The 21,422-nt window shown below is 48.4% G+C and carries 25 protein-coding genes and 1 pseudogene; 21 read left to right on the top strand and 5 right to left on the bottom strand.

The genetic code is table 11. From position 1 onward, the window contains the following. The first annotated feature begins 196 nt into the window (after positions 1-196). The 21 genes and pseudogenes from AB8809_RS20180 (at position 197) to AB8809_RS20080 (ending at position 17,485) form a co-directional block, all read left to right on the top strand. The gene (locus AB8809_RS20180) at positions 197-532 is read left to right on the top strand and encodes a hypothetical protein (protein WP_369986670.1); all 336 of its coding nucleotides are present in this window, start codon (positions 197-199) and stop codon (positions 530-532) included. Positions 533-612: 80 nt separating this feature from the next. Then, positions 613-1,086 carry a hypothetical protein gene (locus AB8809_RS20175; protein ID WP_349855412.1) on the top strand — a complete coding sequence of 158 codons (474 nt, stop codon included), beginning with the start codon at positions 613-615 and terminating at the stop codon, positions 1,084-1,086. A gap of 88 nt (positions 1,087-1,174) precedes the next feature. Then, on the top strand, positions 1,175-1,816 hold the full coding sequence (locus AB8809_RS20170; protein ID WP_349855410.1) for an antirestriction protein: 642 nt from the start codon (positions 1,175-1,177) through the stop codon (positions 1,814-1,816). A gap of 94 nt (positions 1,817-1,910) precedes the next feature. After that, positions 1,911-2,315, top strand: a complete 405-nt coding sequence (locus AB8809_RS20165) for a hypothetical protein (protein ID WP_349855408.1) — start codon at positions 1,911-1,913, stop codon at positions 2,313-2,315. Between the two features lie 96 nt (positions 2,316-2,411). Further along, the gene (locus tag AB8809_RS20160; RefSeq protein WP_349855406.1) at positions 2,412-2,882 is read left to right on the top strand and encodes a hypothetical protein; all 471 of its coding nucleotides are present in this window, start codon (positions 2,412-2,414) and stop codon (positions 2,880-2,882) included. A gap of 106 nt (positions 2,883-2,988) precedes the next feature. Continuing rightward, on the top strand, positions 2,989-3,465 hold the full coding sequence (gene radC / locus AB8809_RS20155; protein ID WP_349855404.1) for a DNA repair protein RadC: 477 nt from the start codon (positions 2,989-2,991) through the stop codon (positions 3,463-3,465). Positions 3,466-3,571: 106 nt separating this feature from the next. Further along, complete coding sequence (locus AB8809_RS20150) at positions 3,572-3,781, top strand: hypothetical protein (RefSeq protein WP_039507466.1); 210 nt, start codon at positions 3,572-3,574, stop codon at positions 3,779-3,781. A gap of 11 nt (positions 3,782-3,792) precedes the next feature. Then, positions 3,793-4,236: a hypothetical protein gene (locus AB8809_RS20145; protein WP_349855402.1), complete on the top strand. Its 444-nt coding sequence runs from the start codon at positions 3,793-3,795 to the stop codon at positions 4,234-4,236. Continuing rightward, positions 4,233-4,511, top strand: coding sequence for a hypothetical protein (locus AB8809_RS20140; protein WP_349855400.1), 279 nt, complete (start codon positions 4,233-4,235; stop codon positions 4,509-4,511). The genes AB8809_RS20145 and AB8809_RS20140 overlap by 4 nt, the downstream gene beginning before the upstream one ends. Before the next feature lie 72 nt (positions 4,512-4,583). Further along, entirely contained in the window at positions 4,584-5,075 is a 492-nt protein-coding gene (locus AB8809_RS20135) for a hypothetical protein (RefSeq protein ID WP_161528305.1), read from the top strand. Positions 5,076-5,138: 63 nt separating this feature from the next. Further along, a complete protein-coding gene (locus AB8809_RS20130) occupies positions 5,139-7,082 on the top strand; it encodes an ArdC-like ssDNA-binding domain-containing protein (protein ID WP_369986666.1) in 1,944 nt (647 codons plus the stop codon). 73 nt (positions 7,083-7,155) lie between these two features. Beyond that, the gene (locus AB8809_RS20125) at positions 7,156-8,046 is read left to right on the top strand and encodes a hypothetical protein (RefSeq protein ID WP_349855395.1); all 891 of its coding nucleotides are present in this window, start codon (positions 7,156-7,158) and stop codon (positions 8,044-8,046) included. Positions 8,047-8,123: 77 nt separating this feature from the next. Beyond that, complete coding sequence (locus AB8809_RS20120) at positions 8,124-9,050, top strand: hypothetical protein (RefSeq protein ID WP_349855393.1); 927 nt, start codon at positions 8,124-8,126, stop codon at positions 9,048-9,050. A gap of 104 nt (positions 9,051-9,154) precedes the next feature. Beyond that, on the top strand, positions 9,155-9,409 hold the full coding sequence (locus AB8809_RS20115) for a DNA polymerase III subunit theta (RefSeq protein ID WP_349855391.1): 255 nt from the start codon (positions 9,155-9,157) through the stop codon (positions 9,407-9,409). Between the two features lie 293 nt (positions 9,410-9,702). Then, positions 9,703-10,974: a metallophosphoesterase gene (locus tag AB8809_RS20110; RefSeq protein WP_349855389.1), complete on the top strand. Its 1,272-nt coding sequence runs from the start codon at positions 9,703-9,705 to the stop codon at positions 10,972-10,974. Positions 10,975-10,982: 8 nt separating this feature from the next. Beyond that, positions 10,983-12,053, top strand: coding sequence for a GTPase-associated system all-helical protein GASH (locus AB8809_RS20105; protein ID WP_349855387.1), 1,071 nt, complete (start codon positions 10,983-10,985; stop codon positions 12,051-12,053). Continuing rightward, a complete protein-coding gene (locus AB8809_RS20100; RefSeq protein WP_349855385.1) occupies positions 12,050-13,003 on the top strand; it encodes a hypothetical protein in 954 nt (317 codons plus the stop codon). The genes AB8809_RS20105 and AB8809_RS20100 overlap by 4 nt, the downstream gene beginning before the upstream one ends. Beyond that, entirely contained in the window at positions 13,000-13,875 is an 876-nt protein-coding gene (locus AB8809_RS20095; RefSeq protein ID WP_349855383.1) for a hypothetical protein, read from the top strand. The genes AB8809_RS20100 and AB8809_RS20095 overlap by 4 nt, the downstream gene beginning before the upstream one ends. Next, positions 13,872-14,111 (top strand): annotated as a pseudogene (locus AB8809_RS20090) (hypothetical protein); the annotation flags it as partial. The gene AB8809_RS20095 and the pseudogene AB8809_RS20090, both read left to right, overlap by 4 nt. A gap of 3 nt (positions 14,112-14,114) precedes the next feature. After that, positions 14,115-15,827, top strand: a complete 1,713-nt coding sequence (locus tag AB8809_RS20085; RefSeq protein WP_369987630.1) for a hypothetical protein — start codon at positions 14,115-14,117, stop codon at positions 15,825-15,827. A 335-nt stretch (positions 15,828-16,162) separates the two neighbouring features. Beyond that, on the top strand, positions 16,163-17,485 hold the full coding sequence (locus AB8809_RS20080) for an IS4 family transposase (protein WP_349855379.1): 1,323 nt from the start codon (positions 16,163-16,165) through the stop codon (positions 17,483-17,485). Between the two features lie 137 nt (positions 17,486-17,622). Here AB8809_RS20080 and AB8809_RS20075 read toward each other — a convergent pair whose 3' ends face one another. The 5 genes from AB8809_RS20075 to AB8809_RS20055 all read right to left on the bottom strand — a co-directional run bounded on the left by AB8809_RS20075 (position 17,623) and on the right by AB8809_RS20055 (position 21,273). Next, positions 17,623-18,183 carry a hypothetical protein gene (locus AB8809_RS20075; protein WP_349855377.1) on the bottom strand — a complete coding sequence of 187 codons (561 nt, stop codon included), beginning with the start codon at positions 18,181-18,183 and terminating at the stop codon, positions 17,623-17,625. 282 nt (positions 18,184-18,465) lie between these two features. Then, the gene (locus AB8809_RS20070; protein WP_349855375.1) at positions 18,466-18,882 is read right to left on the bottom strand and encodes a hypothetical protein; all 417 of its coding nucleotides are present in this window, start codon (positions 18,880-18,882) and stop codon (positions 18,466-18,468) included. Between the two features lie 147 nt (positions 18,883-19,029). Beyond that, positions 19,030-19,152 (bottom strand): hypothetical protein, encoded by a 123-nt coding sequence (locus AB8809_RS20065; protein ID WP_349855373.1) that lies wholly within the window; start codon positions 19,150-19,152, stop codon positions 19,030-19,032. Between the two features lie 165 nt (positions 19,153-19,317). Further along, a complete protein-coding gene (locus tag AB8809_RS20060; RefSeq protein WP_349855371.1) occupies positions 19,318-20,010 on the bottom strand; it encodes a DUF2786 domain-containing protein in 693 nt (230 codons plus the stop codon). Between the two features lie 63 nt (positions 20,011-20,073). Next, positions 20,074-21,273, bottom strand: a complete 1,200-nt coding sequence (locus AB8809_RS20055) for a conjugal transfer protein TraF (RefSeq protein WP_349855369.1) — start codon at positions 21,271-21,273, stop codon at positions 20,074-20,076. Between the last annotated feature and the right edge of the window lie 149 nt (positions 21,274-21,422).

Genomic DNA, 21,422 nt, shown 5'->3' with positions numbered 1-21,422 from the left:
CGGCAACGAAAATCTGTTTAACCTTTGAAAACAGAGACCGAACATTATCGGTTAAGGCTCACTTCACACAACTGGCTTTTTGCCATTCACTTTTCAGTCTAGCGTCGACTCGTTCTGCAGTTGACAACCACCCATGCGGGGAAGATTTCTTCCCGTGTGGGCAGAAATGTTCTCCGTTTTTCATTTGGAGAACATGATGCAAACTTTAACTACTCAACGTTTGATGGTTTTTGGTAAAGCAGTCTCTGCTTTACTGGGGCGAATGCATTTTCTTAAATGTTCCCCAACATCCGTTGAATCCGATTGGATCATAAATCGATCACGAAACATGAGTTTTCAAGCTCAGGTTGAACGAGATACTGATGGTTTTTGGTATTTTCGCATTTGTGCGCGTACTGGAACCCATCCAGGTAACTACCGATTTGAACATTTAAAGACGCCACGCGAAGCTTTTATTAACAATCGTCTGGCGTTGCAAGCTGGAGAATTGCTGGCTAAGGAACTGGCAACGCTGCGTTACCGCTTCCAGTGACTTAAAACATACCCACATGGGGATTTATCCCCGGTGGAGATAAATCCCTTTTCGTTTTGAACCGAAAAAAGGATTTATCGATGCACGATTTCAACACGAAACCTTTCGTCTCGCGCCTGGCCATTTTGCGACGCGATGATGAATTTTTACAACGTTCCACAACAGACCTCATCAGGATTGTCTCTGACATTGAGTCTGTATTGATGGAAGCGACTGCGCTCATACGTCTCGACATTGATACGATGGACTGGGATGACTTAGCGATGATGACGCTTAACCAGAAAAAGATAGCGTGGGTTGCACGGCAGGTCGGTGAAATTATCAACCTGGAACTGCTACCGCGCACTTTTTTCGACAAATACTTCGCAGATATTCTTGAGTTCGGCCTTTCCGTTAATACTGCCCTGTGGCAGTACTATTTTAATAAAGGCCTGAAGGATGCTGCCCGTGTTCATGAGAGCCCTGATGCGAGCATTTGGCTCATTGACTACTACCTTTACGTGCTCAGTGTAGATGTTGAGCGCAATTGGTATGAAGGCCGGACGTTCTACTGACCGACTGCCATATCGTGACTTAACCCATGCGGGATCTATCCCGTTGGGGATAGATCCTTTCACATTGAATTTAGAAGAGGATTTATCCATGACTCAGACTAACAAAGCGTCAGCCTTTGAAACTTTCTACTCTTTCATGTCGAAAGAGACTTACGACGTATTCGTTCAGTACATTATTGAGGTCTGGCAGTCTAAGCTCCATGTTAGCAGTGGTAGCTGGAATGACTGGCACCCTCAGGTGACCAACGATCTGGAAACCCCGGTATATGCCGTTCCTGACGGTGATAAACTTTATAATGTTTACGCATCCCGGTTCCGAGTCCAAGTAACAACGGATGCATTCGGGTTAATGGTGACGTTATGCGCCCTTCATGGGGTGCTACTCGATTTCAAAGATAACCGATTGCCAATGATATCGGACACAGAAGGCAAGCAAATCCAGGACGCATTCGACGATTTGCTGCGTTACGCTCGCACTCATGCGGAAGCGAATGCAATAACGCCGGAGTTCGGTTCAGACAACAGCAGTTATCGTGATTTGGCTACCGAATCTGTTGATGATCTTCTTCATCAGCGTGCTCTTTTCGCCAATGCAATTGGCGAAGGCGCAGTGAAGCTCGGGATTATCGCGGAAGGTACACCTTTGACCATGCCACAATTGCTTATGGTATTGGGTGACATCATCGAATATGCATCTCGTAACCTGAATAAGAACAGCCATGCTGGCTGAGGTTTGCCTGACGCTGTTTAACTTAACCCACACGGGGATTTATCCCCACGTGGAGATAAATCCTTTTTCAAATTGAAAAAAGGATTTATCCATTATGAATACTTTACTTAACCGTCTTGCTCGTAATCGTCATTCTGTCGTTGACCTGCTGTGTGTGATTTCTGACATAGAAGGAAAATTGATGGAGGTTGGTGCATTCGAGGCACTTCAGATCAACTGTTCCCCTGATGAGGATGGTTTTACAGACAATGACTATCAGATTTTCGAAATCGCAGAATGTCTTGGCGAAACCGTTGGGCTGAATTTTATCCCTGATAATTACAGTCATTATTTGAATGATGTGATTGCACTGGGCAACAAAGTTGCTCAAGGGTTTTGGGACAAAGCCTTTCAGAATGGCGTCCAGGAAGGTAAGCATACTCGCTGGGAATTTTCTTCCTGCCTGGATGGCAACAGCGATTTTGATGGTTATATCACGTACCTCAGTCGGGCCCACTGAATACAGTTCTCGATGCATTTTTTGTTACTTAACCCATATGGGGATTTTTCCCCTCTGGGGATAAGTCCCTTTTCAAATTGAAGAGAGGATTTATCTATGAATACTTTGCTTAATCATCTTTATCGTAATCGTCATTCTGTCGTTGAGCTGCTTTGTGTGATTTCTGCAATAGAAGGCAAATTGATGGAGATGAGTACATTCAAGCAGTCTGATATCAAAAGTGTTCCTGATCATAGTGGCACTATAGGTCATGATTATCTGATTTTCGAAATCGCAGAGTGTCTAGGCGAAACCTTTGAGTTAGGCTTTATTCCCGAGAATTACAGACATTATTTTGATGATGTTATTTCACAGGGAAAGAAAGCTGGCAAGGGGGTCTGGGACACCTATTTTCACTATGGTGTCACCGACGTTAAGTATACTCGTTCGGGTTTTTCTGATGAGGCTGCGCACATTAAGTACCTTAGCGAGTCAAAAGTTATAAGACTCGTCTTGAGTGACCAGTGTGTACGGCTCGTTCCCAACACTGAGTGTAAGCCTTTGCTTGAAGGTTGTTTGATGCACTGACAGTCTGTTTTACGTTAATTATCGACTTACGATAATTTTACCTTTCCCCTTAGTGGCAATGTTTTCCGCCACTAAGGGGAAAGCATTCGCCCGTAAAAGGTCTTTTATGCGCGAATTAACACCCCCCAGTACTACGGCTTATACCGAGCGTGAGGCACGTGTCATCAATATGGCATTGGCACTGCTTGAACGGAGAGTCAGGAAACGGGAAGTCATGACATCCCCTGAAGATATTAAAGCTTACTTGCGTCTCAAATTGGAGCACATGGAACGAGAAGTTTTTGTTGTTATGTTCCTAGACCGTAAGGAGCGTTTAATTGCCTGTGAGTCCATTTTTGCCGGCTCGATTGCAAACGTTGAAGTCCATCCACGTGAAATTGTTCGTCGTGCCATTTCTCTGAATGCGGCCTCGGTCATTTGTGCGCATAACCATCCGTCTGGTAATGCTGAACCCAGTAATGCCGATCGACAAATCACCGAGGATCTGGTTAACGCACTAGATCTGATTGAAACACGCCTACTAGATCACATAGTGGTTGGCCACGGTGAAATGGTGTCGTTTGTTGAACGCGGCTGGTTATAACCACATAAATTAAATACTTTCGTCTAATCAGACGTTACCCCACGGGGAGAGCCTTCTCCCGCTACGGGATGACTCTCCCTTTTTTTATCACCAAAAAGGAGAGTTCATGTCTCATATCACTCAAGAAGCTCCCACTCAGGATGCTTCGTTTACACCAGAGCAGGAAGACGCATTGTGTCAGCTCATACGTCGTGAATGTTTTCGACGCGATCGCAATGCACTGCTGAAGCTGCTTGGTTATCTCACGTTGCTGAAAGTCGCCGGTTCTCTGGTGCTTTTAGCTGTTGTCCTCGCACTTCGCGGATTAACGCATTGAAAGGAGGGGTTATGCCAATGCCTTTACACATACTGATTGTTCTGTTTACAGGGCTGTGGTTCATCGTGCGCTGGACGAGCAAATTGTCTGCGCGAGCGCTTGTCTGGCTTTATCAGACCTGGCGACAGCGTTCAGAGCCGATGGAATCGTCAACTCATCGAATAATTTATACAGGGAAGTGGCTGCTTGCTGACGATCACCAGTGCTGTGGCCGAGCAATCGTACTGCAACACCGGCACAGCTATAAGCCTGGCGTCGAACTGCTGTATTTCGGCGAGGAGGCAGCTGAACCGTTTTACGGTGAACGTTATATGGATAGCGAAGACGAGGCGGTTGATACCGCATTGGCCATGCACCAGAAGTTATTACGTAATGTGCGCCAACGACCTAAACCTGAAAGGATGCCCGCTGTCGTGACGATTTCGTCAGCTGCTCAGAATGATGAAGCAGCATGATGGACAGGCCTCATTCCTCTCCGGCCGTTGCCATTGATGACAGCGCCTGGGAAAGACTCGTCGCGTTTACGACCGAGCCGGCATGCGAGACTGAACGGCTACATCGTCTGATTCGTCATGCATTAAAAGCGCTGGCTTCAAGTACGCATTCAGAAGTAACGACAGGTATTTTTTGTTTACCCTGTGATGGCGATAGGACGACACCCTTATGGCAGCAGTTTTATCTGCGCTATGAGAATGATGTTGTTCATATCAGCCTGACCGTGACCGACTAATACAGCATCTTACTAACCCTGACGGGGACACCCGCAGGGGGGGACCCGTCTTTTTTTTTCGGAGTCCATACCATGAGTTTACTGACCACTAATGAACACCAAGAATCGGAATCGGCCCTGGCCACGCAAGGCGCAATGAAGTCTCTGACTCGCGAGCCTGGTGCCATCGAACGTACCCGTAACCGTTTCTATGACTGGTTACAGGCTGAGTTTGATCGGCACTATCACACGTTGAGAGACGGTGGGTACCGGCGTTTTCTTGAACAGCGTCATCCGGAAGAACTGGAACGTTATGATGCAGCTTGTGAAGCACTACGGCGTGAAGAGTTCAGTCGTTTTGCGGAACTGCAAACGCTGGGACTGTTTTTGCACACACAAGTCTCAGAGAAAGAAGCACTGTTCCGCCGGCGGCGTAACCAGTTTCTGATGGCCATGTCGGCGACAGGGATAATCACATCTGCTGTTGTCTGGGCCTATCTGCATCATGAGCAGTTTGTGCAGTTGTGCCAGCAGGCTGTTATTGCGGGTCACGCAATTCTGCAACTGTTCACCACTGTACTCTGATTTTTGATTTTCCTGAGGGAGCCATCCCTTAGGGGATGGTCCCGATTTTTGATGGAGACCATGATGAAAACTTTCACATTACAGGATGCTGGTGATATTTGCCGGCTGTTAACAGAGCGTTTGATGCAGAGTGTTAAGGCTGGAACGGCTCCGTGGCGACAAAGTATTATTCGCCACGGTATGCCAATTCACGCACTGAGTGGGCAACTGTTTACCGGCATTAACGCTTTATTACTCTGGCAATCAGCGTTACAAAACGGTCTGATCTCAAACCGTTGGCTGACTGGCGACGACTTGCGTTCTCTGGGGGGCAGGATAATACCCGGGCAGCGTCCAACCACCGTCGTCAGGTACAAACCGTCACTCTCACTGTTTCGGGTTATCAATATAGAACAGTGTGACGGATTACCAACGGAGCTGCGAGCAGGGTGGCCATGGCCGCCATCTCCCGTACCTGGTCTTGAACGTGTGAGCGGCTGGCAAGCAGCGTTGCAAGTTCCGATACTGTTCAGGGCACAATATCCAGCTGCGTATCTGCCGGAAAGCGATCGTATCGAGTTACCCGCTCCCGATCCAGATAGTCTTGTCGCATTGCTCGTTAGAGCGACAGGGCATCCGGACAGACTCGCTCGTTTCGATTGTCTAAGCAGCATTCCGCTCGACGATTTGAAAGAATCGCTGATTGCAGACTTGGGGCGTGCGTTCCTGGCTGCGAGAGCAGGGTTACATCTTGCCGGTGAGCCGATGTGGCATGGTGAACTGGGTTCGGACCCATGGATACTGTTTAAATCTGCTTCTGAAGCGGGGAAGGCTGTCGACTGGATTGAAACACAGCGGTTGGTCACATTGCCATACGACGATGTTCAACATTGGCAGCAAGAGGCTAATCATTTACTGGCCACGCACTATGGTCAGCAGTTGGATGACACGACGCTAGTGTGTGACAGTGCAGTTCGTCAGCACTTGCGTTACAACATTTCTCCAGGTAATGCGGTAAATGCGCTGGCCCGGATCTACGACTGGCCACGGTGTGATATGCCGACGGCATTGTTTACGCCTGAGCTGAATAGCGTTGCTGAGGCACTGGCGCGTTTCTCACTGAATCCCGGAAGCCTGGCTGTTCATCGTGTCGCCAGCGACATCGATGATAGCAACGAGCCTCAGGATATTCCTGAACTTGAAACTCTGTTGCTACCGCCACCGTCTGCCGAATCGATTGATGAGGTTGCAGCTAACGATGAGGAAGAAGGGGATGACCCGGACGATCCGGGGAATCTTGCCGCGCTCCCTTGGGTAAGAAACCAGGGACGTTCCAATCCACATCGGGCAACGTTTATTCGGCAGTTTCAGGAAATTGCACCGTATGAGAACCGTTGGACGGTCTTCAGCGATTTTATTCACATGTCGGCAGCGGCGTTACATAACAGGTGCCATTTTGTGCAGGAAATCGAAGATGACTACATGCGGCGAATAAAACGTTACAAGGCAGTTGATCAGCGTCGTTTCCCTGCACTTTTCAACACGCTGGTCGAAGGCATGGAATTCAGTCCTTCGGATTTTCTTGGATCTGTATTCATGGAGCTCGAGCTTGGCGATCGACGCCGGGGGCAGTATTTCACCCCTTACTCTGTTGGCTACATGATGGCGAAAATGCAACTGGCTGATGGTTTGCCTGCACTTACAAGCGGGGAACGGGATTTCATTACTGTCTCAGACCCTGTATGCGGAGCCGGTGGGCTGATTGTCGCGATGGCGCAAGCCATGCTTGACGCGGGCTTCAATCCACAGAAACAGATGATGGCCGTTTGTGTCGATATCGATCCCGTTGCAGCCATGATGGCGTATGTGCAACTGGCTTTATGTGGCATACCTGCGATGGTGATTGTCGGGAACAGTCTGAGTATGGAGTTCCGTCAAACCTGGCGCACGCCCTTCTGGCTGATGTTCGGCTGGGAGCGTAAGTGGGCTCTTGAACAGGAACGACAAACGCAACAGAACGTCGCCTGACATAACAATTTAACCCTAACCGGGCGTTTCTCCCGGAAGGGGAAACGCCCTTACTCTATTTGTAAGGAGCATCATGACAGAGCAGTTTATTCAACAGATATACCTGAAGGAGATGAACCTCTTTCTCCATCCGGATGAGTGGCAGATTGATATCAGTAACGATCTGCAGGACTACATGAATACGGATATCGTGTTTCACAGCAATCGACTGTTACCGATCATGCAGTTTATGCTCGATCAGATCCCCGGAAATCGTCAGCTGCGGGCTCGTTGTCAACTGAGTGAACGCATTCTGACCCTGTGGATTTTGGGACTGGATGCGCTGGCCACAGCCAGTGGCAATACACGATTGTTGCCGCGGACGTCTCCGGAGAGCAGTGGTCGGGTTGATTGCCTGTTACCTGGTGAGCCGTCTGCCTTGCTGGATTTGTCTGACGACGACTTTATCCGGCTGACGTCCCAGGGCGATCGACATGCTGATGACGTTATTCCCCGCGCGCAACTGGCACAAACGATGCAGCACTGGTCACGATTTGAATCCTGGCTGAGTCGCACGTTGGCGCAGACGGGAGAGCATTGCGTGGCGCAGTTGGCTGCATTGCAACGGCGTTGTGATATTGATGAACGGGTTGTCCGACGTTTTGATACGGACTTCGGGTTTATCACGGTGAATCTGGGGACGGTTAATGCAGAGAGCGTGAGTGCGACAGATCCTGTTGAGTTCGTCAAACGGGTTTGCCGCCGCGAGATACACCTCGTTGCGTTGGAGAGCCGGATTCACTATCACAATGGTGCCATCATTGGTCGTTTTTCCGTTCAGAAAGAAGTTGTGAATGTGGACCGGCTGACAGTAGCAGACTACGGTGATGTTGTGCAGCAGGCGATAGCCTGGTTGCGTGACGAACGTCGACGTCTGCAACGTGATGACGACTCACCGGCGCCAGCGTTACGTCTGGTTGCCTGACTTATTACTTAACTTTACCCGGCAGGGGGAACGCCCTGCCGGGCCTCCTGCCATCACTATTTTGACAGGAGTAGATAATGTGCATTATTCATGAATACATTCAGCAGGCGTATCAGCGGACATTAGGTTACGCACCAGATTATGACGAAATATGCTGGCAGTTGGATGATGACGCCGGTATTACTTACGTTAATACGCAAACGTTGTTTGAAAACGAGCAACTGACGGCCGTGATGGAAACCATGCTGGAACGCCTTGATACAGACGACGCTAAGCGTGAACGTAGCAGGAAAGTTCTGACGTTGTGGATAAACGCCACGAACTGGCTGGCTAATGGTAACGGGGTAGAGCATGGGTATTTGTATCTTCCCCGTGTTCACCCGCAAATCAGTGGTCGAACCGACCAGTTGCTGCGCGCTGACATCATGCCTCTCTACGAACTGGATGAAGCGATGTTTCGTGAAGCTTCTGGGCAACGTGACAATGCATCCGAGGAATACATCACGTTGGCTCAGTTTCGGCAGAGTGAACGCTACTGGTTTCGATTTATGGATCACCTGGAGCGATCGTTGCGTGATGTTTCTCATCAGTGTGCAGAAACGCTGACGCAGTTTGTCAGCAACTGCACATTTGAGGAAAAACAGATACGGCATTGGCGTGGCAGCGCTGGTGAAATACGTTTGTATATGTCTCAACAGTCCATTGACGAGATAGATATCATGGAGTTTGAGGATGATTTTCTGACCCAGCACGTCGATGCGATAGCCGCGGGAATTTATGTACCAGTCACATTCCGTGCTGACATCTATTACCGTAATGGTGCGGTGATGAAAAGCTTTACGGGGGATACGGAGGTCAATGATCCTGAACACCCGAATGCATCGGATTATTATGAGGTTATGGTCGATGCAATTGAGTGGATTAGGGAGGAATCAGATCATGTGGTATCGCTGTTAAACAACATTAGCCAACCAATCGGTGCAGTTCACCAGTTGGCTGCTTAAGAGCAGAAAGCACTCCTTCGGGGGTGCTTTTTGCTATGGACACGAATCACCAGGGAAAATGAAGTATATTAAGATAAACGAAACAGAACCAAGCAGGAGAAACTGTGACGCACAATTTAGGCGATTTGCCACGAGAGGAACGGGAAAAAGTGAATGTCGATTTGGCAGCATCAAGCGTTGCATACAAAGAACGCCTAAACCTGCCTGTGATCGCTGAGCATGTTGAGAGGGAGCAGCCCGAGCATTTACGCGAATATTTCCGACAACGCGTGATGCATTATAGAAATGTGAGTAAAAGTCTGCCTCATGGTACAGATCCTTTATATCAGAAGATGTCAGAGAATAATGGTAAGAAATAAGTGATTTTAGTAAGAATGCTAATTTATGAAAGCCTAATGGTTTTTTAAAATGCATTAGTTCAGACTTGAATTGACAGTTTTTTTCGGACAGAACACACTCAAATCTGACTTACGGTTGTATTGTCTGGTTGATATTTTTTGACAAGAATCAACCTAGGATTGGAATAGATAGTCTTTACTGTCGAGGCTTAGGCGTATGATTCTGCGATAAACCTTACACTGACAAAATTTTCTAGACAAATTTTAATAAGGTTTATCCTCATTTGACATAAATACAACAACAGGGTGGAATTGTGCTCATACTTCATTTGTCAGATATACATTTCCGTAAATCAGAAATTGGTACTGCTCAAGACCCGAACTTCCATCTTCGTAACGAGTTGATTCGTGATGTCGAACAACAATGTAAGCGATTAGGCCCGCCTGATGTGATTATTGTTTCAGGTGATGTTGCTTTTGCGGGTGATCCAGAAGAGTTTGAGTTTGCTACGCGTTGGCTGACAGAATTATGTCAACGAAGCGGTAGCTCAATGGAAACTGTATTTGTGGTACCTGGTAACCATGATGTCGTCCGTGAACAAGCTGACAGCTACATGGTTCAGTTAGTGCACAAGGCCATCAAGGAAGCCGGTGATAACGCTAGCCAGGAAATAGCAAAGCAGCTAAGGAACACAGAAGCACAGCGATTGCTGTATCAAAGCCTGGGTAATTATAACCAGTTTGCTTTGCAGTTTTTTTGCGATCTGCTGCCGCCGGATCGCACGCGCGTCAGACGTGATGTGAAGCTGAATGATGGATCTATTCTACGATTATGGGGGCTGAACAGCGCATTTGTTTCAAGTAGCCACGACAGGCCGGGGGATCTATTTGTGGATCCGGCGAGCTTGCAAATTACCCGAGAGTACGGTGTGGTCAATCTGGTTGTGACCCATCATCATCTATCATGGCTAAGGCAGTCACGTGAACTGGAAGATCATCTGAATTCCGTTGCGCCGGTACAAATTTTTGGCCATGTTCACCTTAACCGAATTGACAGACACATTGAGTATCTCAGGCTTACGGCTAGTGCAGCCAACCCTGACAGGTCTGAGGGCGGCTGGGAGCCGGGCTACAACTTCATTGAGCTATTGGTAAAAGGAGAACCTAATGCACGCATACTGCATACGCAATCACACGTCAGGATTTGGCAGGTTTCTTCTTCAAGCTTTCTTCCAAAGATTGACAAGGATTCCCTCATTTTTGAGCACAGTATAAGTCTCGAAAACTGGCATCCGCCTCAGTATGTGGAGCCAGCAATATGCACGTCTGCATCGTCCATGCCTGAAATTGCGGCGATGGAGTCTGGTAGGGGAGAGGCTATGGACAGTCTCAGGGACCTGGGGCTTCGATTTTATCGTCTTTCATTCAGTAAAAAAATGGAAATTACGGGGCGCCTTAATCTTCTTGAAGAAGACGATATGCGCCTGCCTGACTATGAACGTTTCCGGCGTGTATTCATCCGCGCAAGTGAACGAGGTATTGTGCGGGAATTTAACAATGCTGTAACGGCAGCAGAACAAGGATAAAAACAAGCATGACAACTTATACCTTTGCGGATCGCTATTCAGAGGCGGGGCTAGCGCCTACAGCGGAAAAAATTCTTTTGCGAGAGGAGCCGGTCAGGCAGATTGTCAAGACTATTAAAGGTCAACAAATTGTGGACCTTGCCCTGTTTTACTATGACTGCTCTGGAATTGATCTGACTTGGTTCAGGAATGCCTTTGTGGAAGCAGATGCCAGTTTCAGTATGGTCAATAATGAACGTGAAGCTCGGGTGCTATCGGCTCTGGTGCTAAGTGAATTAATCAAAGGACATAATACAAATGCCATTCTGGCGGTCAGCACTGGAAGTGTCAGAGGACTGAGGACGCCACCTCAGTCCTCTTGGCTTGTATACCAAGCGGAAGAAGCCTTTTTAACATGTTCAGTGGAAAATCGCGCTTACAAACACGTTCCATCCAAGGTTTCACTAACAGTCAGTCAGGAACTTATTGATGAACTGAAATCCGCATCAGAAGCTCCTGACACCGTGACACTGGCTTCTCTGCTTATTAAAGTGAGAAATGAGTTTCATTCTTCAACTCTTACTATGTCAAAGCAGATTTCGACTGCACTAGGTGAATTCGATCATCAACTTTCCCTAATGCGAGAAGAGAGCCAGATGCTCTGGTGGCTCACTGGAGGGTTCAGTACAACCTTTTCCCGAAGTTTTGCAGCTTTTACACCGGCACAGGCCGCACTTATCGGGGCGCTAGATTTAGGTAAGCTCACGACCTATACGCATTTGGGACCGGTTGCTATACCTGCTATGTTGGACAAAATAATTGCGCTCGCAAAAAAAACTCGTACGAAAGGTGAAGTCTCACTAAATACACTTATTGACAGCTTTGTGCCTGAAGATCTTGAGCAGTTTAATGTTTTTCAGTCATTGCCTCCTTACATTGCGCCTGTCACAGCAGCGATTGATTGTGCCAAGACGATGGGTGCCGGTGCGTGGCATGCCCGATTTGCACAGAAAACGGGCTTGAATGCATCAATGTCATTGGATCCGAGTGTGATGGCAGAGCAGCTTTATCGTGAACATTTATTAGGGCAACTGATGTGATTGATGAAAAGAATGATGTGGATGCCCTTGTAGGTGCTGATGAGGATATCGATGTCTTTGACGTTTCTGACAGGGAAGGTCTGCCTGATGTATCACCCCGATGGGTCGAATTACCGCAATCTTCCGTCTTGACGGTTAAGGATGCGGATGATTTTTTGTGCTGGCGCGATGCTGCGGTTGTCGCAATAGTGGGTGAGCGAAACGGGGGTAAAACAACTCTGGTGACTGAAATGTACAGCTGTTTTCTGCGAGGTACCTTTGCTGACGCTGTGTTCTGCCACAGTCTAAGCCTGATGGGATTTGAAAAAAAATGTTTTCAGTCTCGGGCTGATTCGGGTGGTTTACGTCCTGAAACACCTAGGACCTCTGCGCAAGATGGACTCAGTTTTTTCCACCTTGCGCTGGCGAATGAATCGGATATGAAGCGGCGCGATTTGCTTATTTCAGAGCGGGCGGGGGAGATTTACAGAGATATACGCGATCGCCCGGAACGCGCCGCAGAGATGGATGAGTTACGCAAAGCGTCGTCGGTTGTCTTTATTGTTGACGGGGAAAGGGTTGCCAGCGAGCGTAAGCGAGCGGAGGCGTTTGCTTCCGTCCGTCATCTAGTTCGCGCGATGCTTTTTTCAGGTAACGTTTCTGCGCAGGCGCAGGTACAGTTGGTGACCACAAAATATGATTTACTGGAGGGAGAGCAATTTGCAGAAGCGCGGGAATCGCTGGTCGCATTTGAACGTGCCATAACTGATCTTATCGCCGGTAAACATGAGGTCGTTACTTTTCACACCGCCGCACGCGATCCTCGACCAGGAGTGGCACCTGCTAAGGGACTTGACCTTTTACTGCGTAGTTGGCTACGACCGTCGTCTCCGCTATCTTTTAACGACATTCCGCTGCCGGTATTAACGGATGAATTTGATCGGCTGCTGCTTAGCAGGGGGGGGCTGTGAACACGAATTTTACTATTATGGGACTTCCCGCTTCAGGAAAAACAACGTTTCTGGCTGCTCTGTGGCATCTGGTCGAGGCGAACGAGGCCGAATGTCGACTTAAGTTCCATGGCAGCAGCGGGGATTTTACCTATCTGAATATGATCGCGGAGGCGTGGCGTAGCTTTACTCCTGTACCACGAACATCTCAGATTGGTGACAAAGACGTTATTATTCAGTTAACTGATTCAGAAACCCAAGTGAGTGGTCAGGCATTCTTCCCAGATTTAGCGGGTGAGACGTTTGCTCGCCAGGTTGAAGAGCGGGTGTGTCAGCCTGAATTTATTGAGGCGCTGTCGCAAAATCGGGGCATTTTATTTTTCATTAATGCTGATGTTAAAGAAGATTCATTATCCATTAATGAATTTAATGCACGTATTCCAGTTCAAGTGTCTGATGTTAACTCTGCCAGCGACATTAAACCCGACGAACCCACTTCTGAGTTGCGCGAATGGGTACCGCGAGATTTACCTGCGCAGGTTAAAGTTGTTCAGTTGCTGAGTGATCTGATCCGGCCTCCCTTTGAACCCCTGAAACGTCGGATTGCGGTGATGATTTCTGCCTGGGACTTGGTCCGGGACATGGAACTGACGCCATGTGACTGGCTTGCCTCGCATATGCCACTGGTGGCGCAATTCCTGAGGGCGAATCAGACTTATTTCGAGTTTCAGATCTACGGGGTCTCCGCACAGGGGGTAAGTCTTGAAGACGAGCAGGCGATTAGCGAAGTTGCGCGACATGCTCCCAGCCACCGCATCCAGATTGTGGGTCAAGGGGGGGAGGGGCATGATCTAACAGAACCTCTTGTCTGGTTAATGTCGGTGAAAGAATGAACGTGGATCAGTGTCTCTTTGGCTATGAGGATGGGCATCGACTTCTGGCGTCCTCACTTCCGTTGGGAGAGGCGTTATCACTCCTGACTGAACTGAGCGATCTTGCTCCAGGTACACTTTTTGGCGATTCCGAGGGCTACTGGACGGGAGTTCCGGTTGCCTCACTGGGACGCTACGTATTAATGCGAACATGGCCCGCCCCTGAGATGTCACGCCCAGGGTGTGTCTGGACGCATGCTTTGCTGATTGAGCCTAGACTTCTGGAAGCCATTGATGATTTAACGATATTGCAATCCATAGTTATGCGGCCAGACAAGCATACAAATCGTGCGAGATACCAGACGAAAGTAGAGATAAACGTGTCTATGGCTGCTCCTATAGCCGACCGTAATGATGGCAGTGTGATCAGCACACTGCTTTCCGCGTTGTATGGCACTCTGACGTCGTCGGTTGAAATTCAGCAACCAGGAGAACTGGATGCGCCGTTGTTTGCGGTTTGGTCTCAGCAGTGGCCACGCTTGCGACGCAACTTTCGCTTTCAGACGGCAGCCTCCCGTGGTGTGAAGACAGGCACTGCGGTACGCTTTGATGCCCTCTCGCTCTTGGCCTCCCCTGACAGGTATTCTGCTATAGCGGACACTTGCTATCCGGAATGGTTAACCGTTGCGGCTAAAGATGCGCAATGCATAGGACATCAGGGGCTGCGTGCCTTTCTATGGCGTTATGGGGGCGATGTGCGGAAGCAGCGTGGCTCGTTCCGCCCGCTCACGGAAATTTACGTGCTGAACAATAACGAATCAGAAGATTATTCCGCCCGCGTATTCAGACTCATAAGTTGGGCATTTCCTGATGCGAATGATGCACTGAGGCTAAAGCAAGATTTGATAGATGGCCTGCTGATACCGGGTGCGCAGGCGGGGCTTATGCAAAGAATGCTGGAATATGCTGCCCAAGGCGAGCAGGTATTCCCTCGGCCGACTTCAGCCGGAGTGGAAAAACTTGCTGCTTTATGGCCTGCACAGGCGGAGACGATTATCGGACTGCTTTCTGTCACAGTCAGTGCGCAGGATAGTGTTGGTGTACTAATCCAGTCAACGTTGCTTGAAGTTGCCAAAACGGAGGCCTTCTGGCTTCTGAGCCATTCATTACCAGCCTTACAGGAAGTAATGGTGAAAAGCAGCCCCGCGTTTCTGCTGTCGTCTGAGAGATTGCTGGACGATGAGCGGCTCGCGACATTAATAGGCTTCATCCCAGAAGATACCACTGGGTTAGACGAATTTATCTCTGCACTTTTGTGCAGAGATAATCCAGATTTAACTGACGCCGTTTACGAGCATTTTTCAGTCAGAGCGGCGACGGCCGTGGTCACTCGACTTTCCGATAATAAGGGGGACATGTCTCCTCTGTGGATGATGTCGCTAATACAGCATCCCAGTTTGTTACTCCAGGATGCAGTGCTGGGGCATGTGCCCCGTACACGCTTATTGTATGATATTGCAGAACAATTAGGCTGGTTTTCTCCTGCGGTTTTCAGCGCGGGCATAAAACCTTGGTTACATGGGCTTGTGCATGCTGAAAATGATATCCAGGGTGAGGAGATGGAGACGCTGGGTTGTTTTCTGCTGATTCTGGCGTGTCATTCTGGTGGAGAGGAAGGGCTTCAGAGTGTTGAGCTTTTTTTCAGTCATCTTCACCGAAAGCTGATGGATTCGACCCTGTCATCGCGTGCTGCGGCCTTACTTTACCCGTTTCTGCCGGGTATCGGGTGGTCTCGTGACTGGGATATGGCACTGCGTTTACGCATTATCATCGCGGAAGCCTTCATAAAAAATCGCTGGCCACCGGCGCGTTATTTCACTCTGGCGAAGGGGAAGAAAGAACGCGCGTTGCTTGTCAAAACTACTGAGGGAATGCCTGGCGGATACTTCTACATGGATACTGATTTGTATTAGGAAAAATACCACACAGACCGCTTGCGTTCGAATAAAAGCACTAATTTGTATTAGCTCAGACCTGAGCTGGCAATCTTACAGTCAGCTCTTGCCATGAGCGGACATTATTTATCCCGAAGCCAGGGAGTTATCGTCAGTCCTGTGAGCAACCCTTAAGGGCTCAACAACGGGTGACTGTTTTCCCCCACGGATCTTTGCGGTTAGCCACCAACAGTTGCAGTGAAACTCGTATTTTTTAAGGCGCCCTTGGACTAATGCCGATCGTTTAAGGATCGGTTGAACGATCCAGTGGCTAGTGTAAAAAGGGTTCATGTCTCTACATGGACCCTTTTAAAATGGAACTTTCTCAGGCTCTCGGCATTATTAATCTTACCGCCCCAGATGACGTTCAAACTCTTGCCGACCTGCTTTCCCCTGACCTCATCCAGCAAGCTTTTTCTCTCACTGATACCGTAACACTGCGCAAGCGCAAGCTTCCTCTTGAGTCCATGGTCTGGTTGGTTATTGGCATGGCGATTTTCAACAATAAGCCGCTTTCCCACATCGTTAATCTGATGGATATCGCTGACCGCACTGGAAGCCCCTTTACAGCACCCAGTTCTGTTGTTGCACGCCGAAAAACGCTGGGTGAGGATGCCGTTCGGGTGCTCTTCGAGCTCACACAGCAACATTGGAATAAAGAGGCCAGACATCCGCTTTGGCACGGACTGACCCTGAATGCGGTTGATGGTGTCGTTTGGCGCACGCCGGATACGCCAGATAACGCGAATACTTTCGGTAAAGCGAGTAATCAGCATGGTGAACGCGGATATCCGCAAGTGCGCATGGTCTGCCTGATGGAACTAAGTAGTCACCTGCTGCGTGCCAGCGTCATAGATAGCTACGATGTCAACGAGATGCGCCTGGCTGCCAGATTGGCAGCGCAAGCCCCAGATAACAGTGTCACGCTGTTCGACAGAGGGTTTTGGTCAATAGGGCTGCTGAATAACTGGCACAACGCGGGAGAAAACCGGCACTGGCTGCTTCCACTTAGGAAGGGAACCCAATATGAGGTAATCCGCAGATTAGGTAAGCAGGACGAGTTGATCATGCTGAAAACGACGGTACAAGCCCGCAAACAATGGGCCGGACTGCCAGATGAATTAATAGTGCGGTTAATCAGACGTAAAGTAAACGGCGTAGAGCGGCAGGTAGTGACTTCCATGACTGATGCGATGCGTTACCCGGCAGCAAGCGTGGCAGAACTGTATAAACACCGATGGGAAATCGAACTGGGTTACCGTGAAACTAAACAGTTTTTAATGGGTAATAGGTGGACGCTACGAAGCAAACTGCCGGAAATGGTGAAACAGGAGCTATGGGGAATACTGCTGACATATAATCTGGTTCGCTATCAAATGGTAAAAATGGCGTTCAGTCTTAAGGGTGAATACCTGCCCTATCAGTTGAGCTTCAGCGGAGCTATATCAGAAATATTAAGACTCTTGATCAGCCTACCATGGGCATCACCGGGAGCAATCCCGGGCCAACTGAAACAGTTTTACAGCAATGCTGCAATGCTGATATTGCCCCCGAGACGAGAACGGGAATATCCTCGGGAGGTCAGAGAAAAACGGTCAAAATATCCGTTAAAAAACAATGCCAGCCACCTTAAGTGACTGGCATTAGCCCTTGGACGCCTTATTTATTACTATTTTGCCAGTGACAAACATAGCCCTTGAACTGACCTGGAGTTTTAGTGCACACAGACTGTGTCATGCATAAAATCACCTGTTACTTCATTCAGTGCTGCTATTTACCACCGCAGGATCTTTCTGATCCAACTCATTTTGGCATTGAGTGACAAGCGAGGGTTGAATTGCCATGCTAACGCATAGCTGTCCTCAAAGCCTTCCTCATCTAAAGAAGTCGTCTGAAAATACCTCTTATGATTATCCAGCAGATAGTCGTGCAGGCGGACAAAAAAATCCTCAAAATCGACATCGTAATAACATTCTGACAGGTATTGTGACTCAAAGTGACACGCTCGTTTTGTCAGGCCGCTATCGTAGCGGAACACGTCGTCAAGATAGTTTAGAGCACTGTGTTCAATACGTTTGAGTTGTTCTTTCGTTGTGCTTTGCTGGCACTGAAAGGCACAAAATAGGTAATAATTGGGATTAGCGGAGCTGTATGAGCGGGATTTTAGATCATTCATCGTAATCCCTACTTTTGCAAAATTGAGGTTTCTGCAGTCAGCGCCCACGTAAAACCATATATTGGGAGATTCAAAATTTAACCTGTCACGTTCCATGACTGCTGCCATTTTAAAGTCGTTAGGAATTTCCAGGTCGTATGACTGGTATGGCTTTCTCACGGTTCCCTCTTTGAATCTGGGTGGACGAAAAAGAACTACCTGATATAACAAAATTTAAATCAGCGCAGGAATGCACCAACGATCATTGGATCGTAACTGGCGTTGCGATCCAGCCAGTTGTAACCCTGGCGGTCGCAGTGCTCCCGGATTTGCTCGAAAGTCTCACCAAGCAGCGCGTCGCTAGCAGGCTGTGGCTCCTGGCCACTGGTTATGTCGAATCGGCGGGACACGAACTGGCCCTGGAAGTCTCTGGGGTTATCGTAGATCGTGTCGATGTGTCAGTTACCATTCTTCTTCAAACTCGCCTTCGCGCAACTCGCGCTTGCCATCAATAATTTCCCACGCATGAGCCATGCCCATACTCATCAGCTTAATGGTACGTTCGCGGCTGTTGGAATAGGCACCCACAAATATAACGTATTCCAGTTTAGGTTTACCGAACTCAGGCGAGCAACCGAAATCATGGAAAGCAGCCTGCCATTGAGTACCTCCTTTCTCATCTGGTATATGGAAGAGTTGCATAGGGCGTTCGCCAGGTTCAAATTCAATAAAGCTCGCAGAATCACTCTGGGCTGTGAGTACCCGAACATGGCCATCAAAAAAATAATTCCGGGCACTTCTCATTCCTTCCACATAGAACAACCGGCCATCAGATAGCTGTTTCAAGACCAGATACACTTCACGTCGCTGAATACTCATTATTATTCCTGTAGTTATGGGCAGCGTTAGATATTAAGTATGCCCCTGCGAGTGCCAGAGAGATAGAGAAAGAGTGATCGCCTTCAGAGGAAATTTTCAGTTATTTGAGCGATGCCCCGATTTCAATCAGTTTGGCCACAACCTTGTTCAGTTCCTCGTTGCCAGTTGCGCCGCCATGTAGAAGAGGATGTGTAGCGACATCGTGCGCGGACTTTCGCCGCCGGTGTATTTACGCCACTGGCTATTGCTGACCACGCCAGTGAGATCCACAATCTGGGTGCCGATATAGGCAAGGCTGTCTTTCAGCTCGTTTAAGTCTTCCTGTAAGTATCCCAGAAAGTCGCGCCAGTAACATTTGAAGCCCCCTTAAACTCACAGGACAAGCTGTCATTCATGCCCTGTTCCCCATTGCTGTTGGTCTATCACTGCGCTGAGTTATCTCCCTATTTTCCCCATTGAGGTTCCGTTAATTGCTTGGTGCAGCCTGGCGTGTTTGCCAGAATTATAGCCAGCCGAATATGCATCGTCATCACCACGACAACTTTTCGCTTCCCGGCTTTCAAGTTTACTAAACCCTTCGGAGATCTGTTTGTAATACAGCAACATTAACTGCAGCTCTTCTGGCTCAGCAGAAAATTGGCTAATCGCATTCCAGGTACTACTCACCCAACCAGCACAAAATTGATCAGCACGATTGGTCTTTGTGCTGCGTTTGATTCGTTTATTTTGTGAAGTAACGTATTCCCCTCTGGCTTTAACTAACTGGATACTCAATACATCGAACCCGTACGCAGCAATCTGCGGTCGCTCATTCGGACCATAGAACGCAACAGAGCGTCGGTGGTTCCTTGCCCAAGTGTAATAACAGCGCACACCGAATGCATAGCACAGCATGTTGGCTAGGCTGACCACATATTCAGGGAGTTTGTTAGCATCAGACGGACAATTTTCGCTCTGAAACTCTTTAATAGACTTCAGATCTATATCCAGTTCACTAAGGCCAAATTTACGCATTAAATTTTGAGCCTGGTTGATGGCATTTGCAGCCTCATGCTCATTTGTACTGCGTTTTGCTAAATGGAGTAGTTTTTGGATTTTCTCAATGTATTTCTCTTTTTCGTCACTCACGGGCTTTCTCCTTTCTACTGATATTCACAGGAGGGGCTATTGGTGAATAGCCCCTGTCCATCGTCAGAATGTGAACGTCAATTGAGCAACAGCACCATACGTTCTGTCTGTTCCTGCCATGCCGGTGATATCCAGATGTACGACATCGAACGGGGACAAGCCAATGCCAGCAGTGAAGTAGGAGTTATCGCAGTCATGAATATCTGTACGATACCCTGCACGCAGTTGTGCCCATTTCCAGGCATTCAACTCACCGCCCACGCTGACAAACTGGCTGTCTTTATCAGAGTTAAAACGGCTTGCTGGAGTCAGATCGACATCGAGAGCAGTAGTAAAGAAACCGTTGCTGTATGCCGTTCCCAGCGTTGCCTGAGGCTTGATTTTGAACGTGTCTTTGACGCCGTTGACTTCTTTCGTCTCGATGCTGCGTGCAACAAGGTTCTGGCCGACAAGCCCAACAATCCAGTTATCACTCAGATTGGTTGAAAAACCGACATCTACGTTGGCGCCCGTTTTATCGTTACGATAGTTGCCACTACGAAAATCCGAGCTGTCATAGTTATTGATCGCAACGTTGTAATTGAATGTATAGACGCGTTGTACCTTCGGTGTAATACCGGCAGAGAACTCGAATCCGCCAACGTTGAATTCGTGCGCCATCGCAACGCCCACGTCTGCAACGACAGCGGCACGGCCATTGGCGGATGACGTTAACGAACTCAGATCTGAGCCGTTTGCAGTACCGTTTGAAACCCCATCAAGCCACTGGAGATCGCTATCTGTCACGTTGGTTTTTACTGTTGCCGTTCCCCACGCCTTAGCAACGACCGCAAAGGGCAGAACGCGATTGGGAACTGCAGCAACAGTTGACGCACCGGCATGTGCCTTAGCATGGCTTCCAGAAAAATCTTGTAAGGATCCACGCAGCTTTGACGCAGCTAAACTGGCATCTCCGCTAGCACTAACGATACGCTCAAACGATTTCCAATCATTGTTGATGCGATCGACACCATCCTCCAGATTATCCGGGTCTGAAACCTGAGCGCCGACTGCCGGCAAAATCAAACTAAAATCATCTGACTTGTTGAATTTCGTCAGCAGCGCGGGGTTAACCAACGCAGCAGCGCCGTAGTGTGATGATGCAACCCCTGTTCCGCCCATCGCATCATTGCGCGCTTCCGTCCATGTTCCGGCTGCATTAGCTGAAGCAGCGGTCACGATGCCCGCAATAATAAAACCGCGTGTAATTAATGAGTGTTTCATTCTTTATTCCTATATGGAGGTTAAATATTTATGATTATGTTTTTTGGATATTCCCTGGTACTGGCACAACATTCACTTCTGAATTTTTTGACAAAAAGATCCCCTGATGCTGGCGCACCATAAAATACAAAGATGATTAATTAATTTTA

Source organism: Pectobacterium aroidearum, from assembly GCF_041228105.1.
Lineage (GTDB): Bacteria > Pseudomonadota > Gammaproteobacteria > Enterobacterales > Enterobacteriaceae > Pectobacterium > Pectobacterium aroidearum.
The sequence above is the reverse complement of the archived record's forward strand: the minus strand, read 5'-3'. Positions and strand labels throughout refer to the sequence as shown.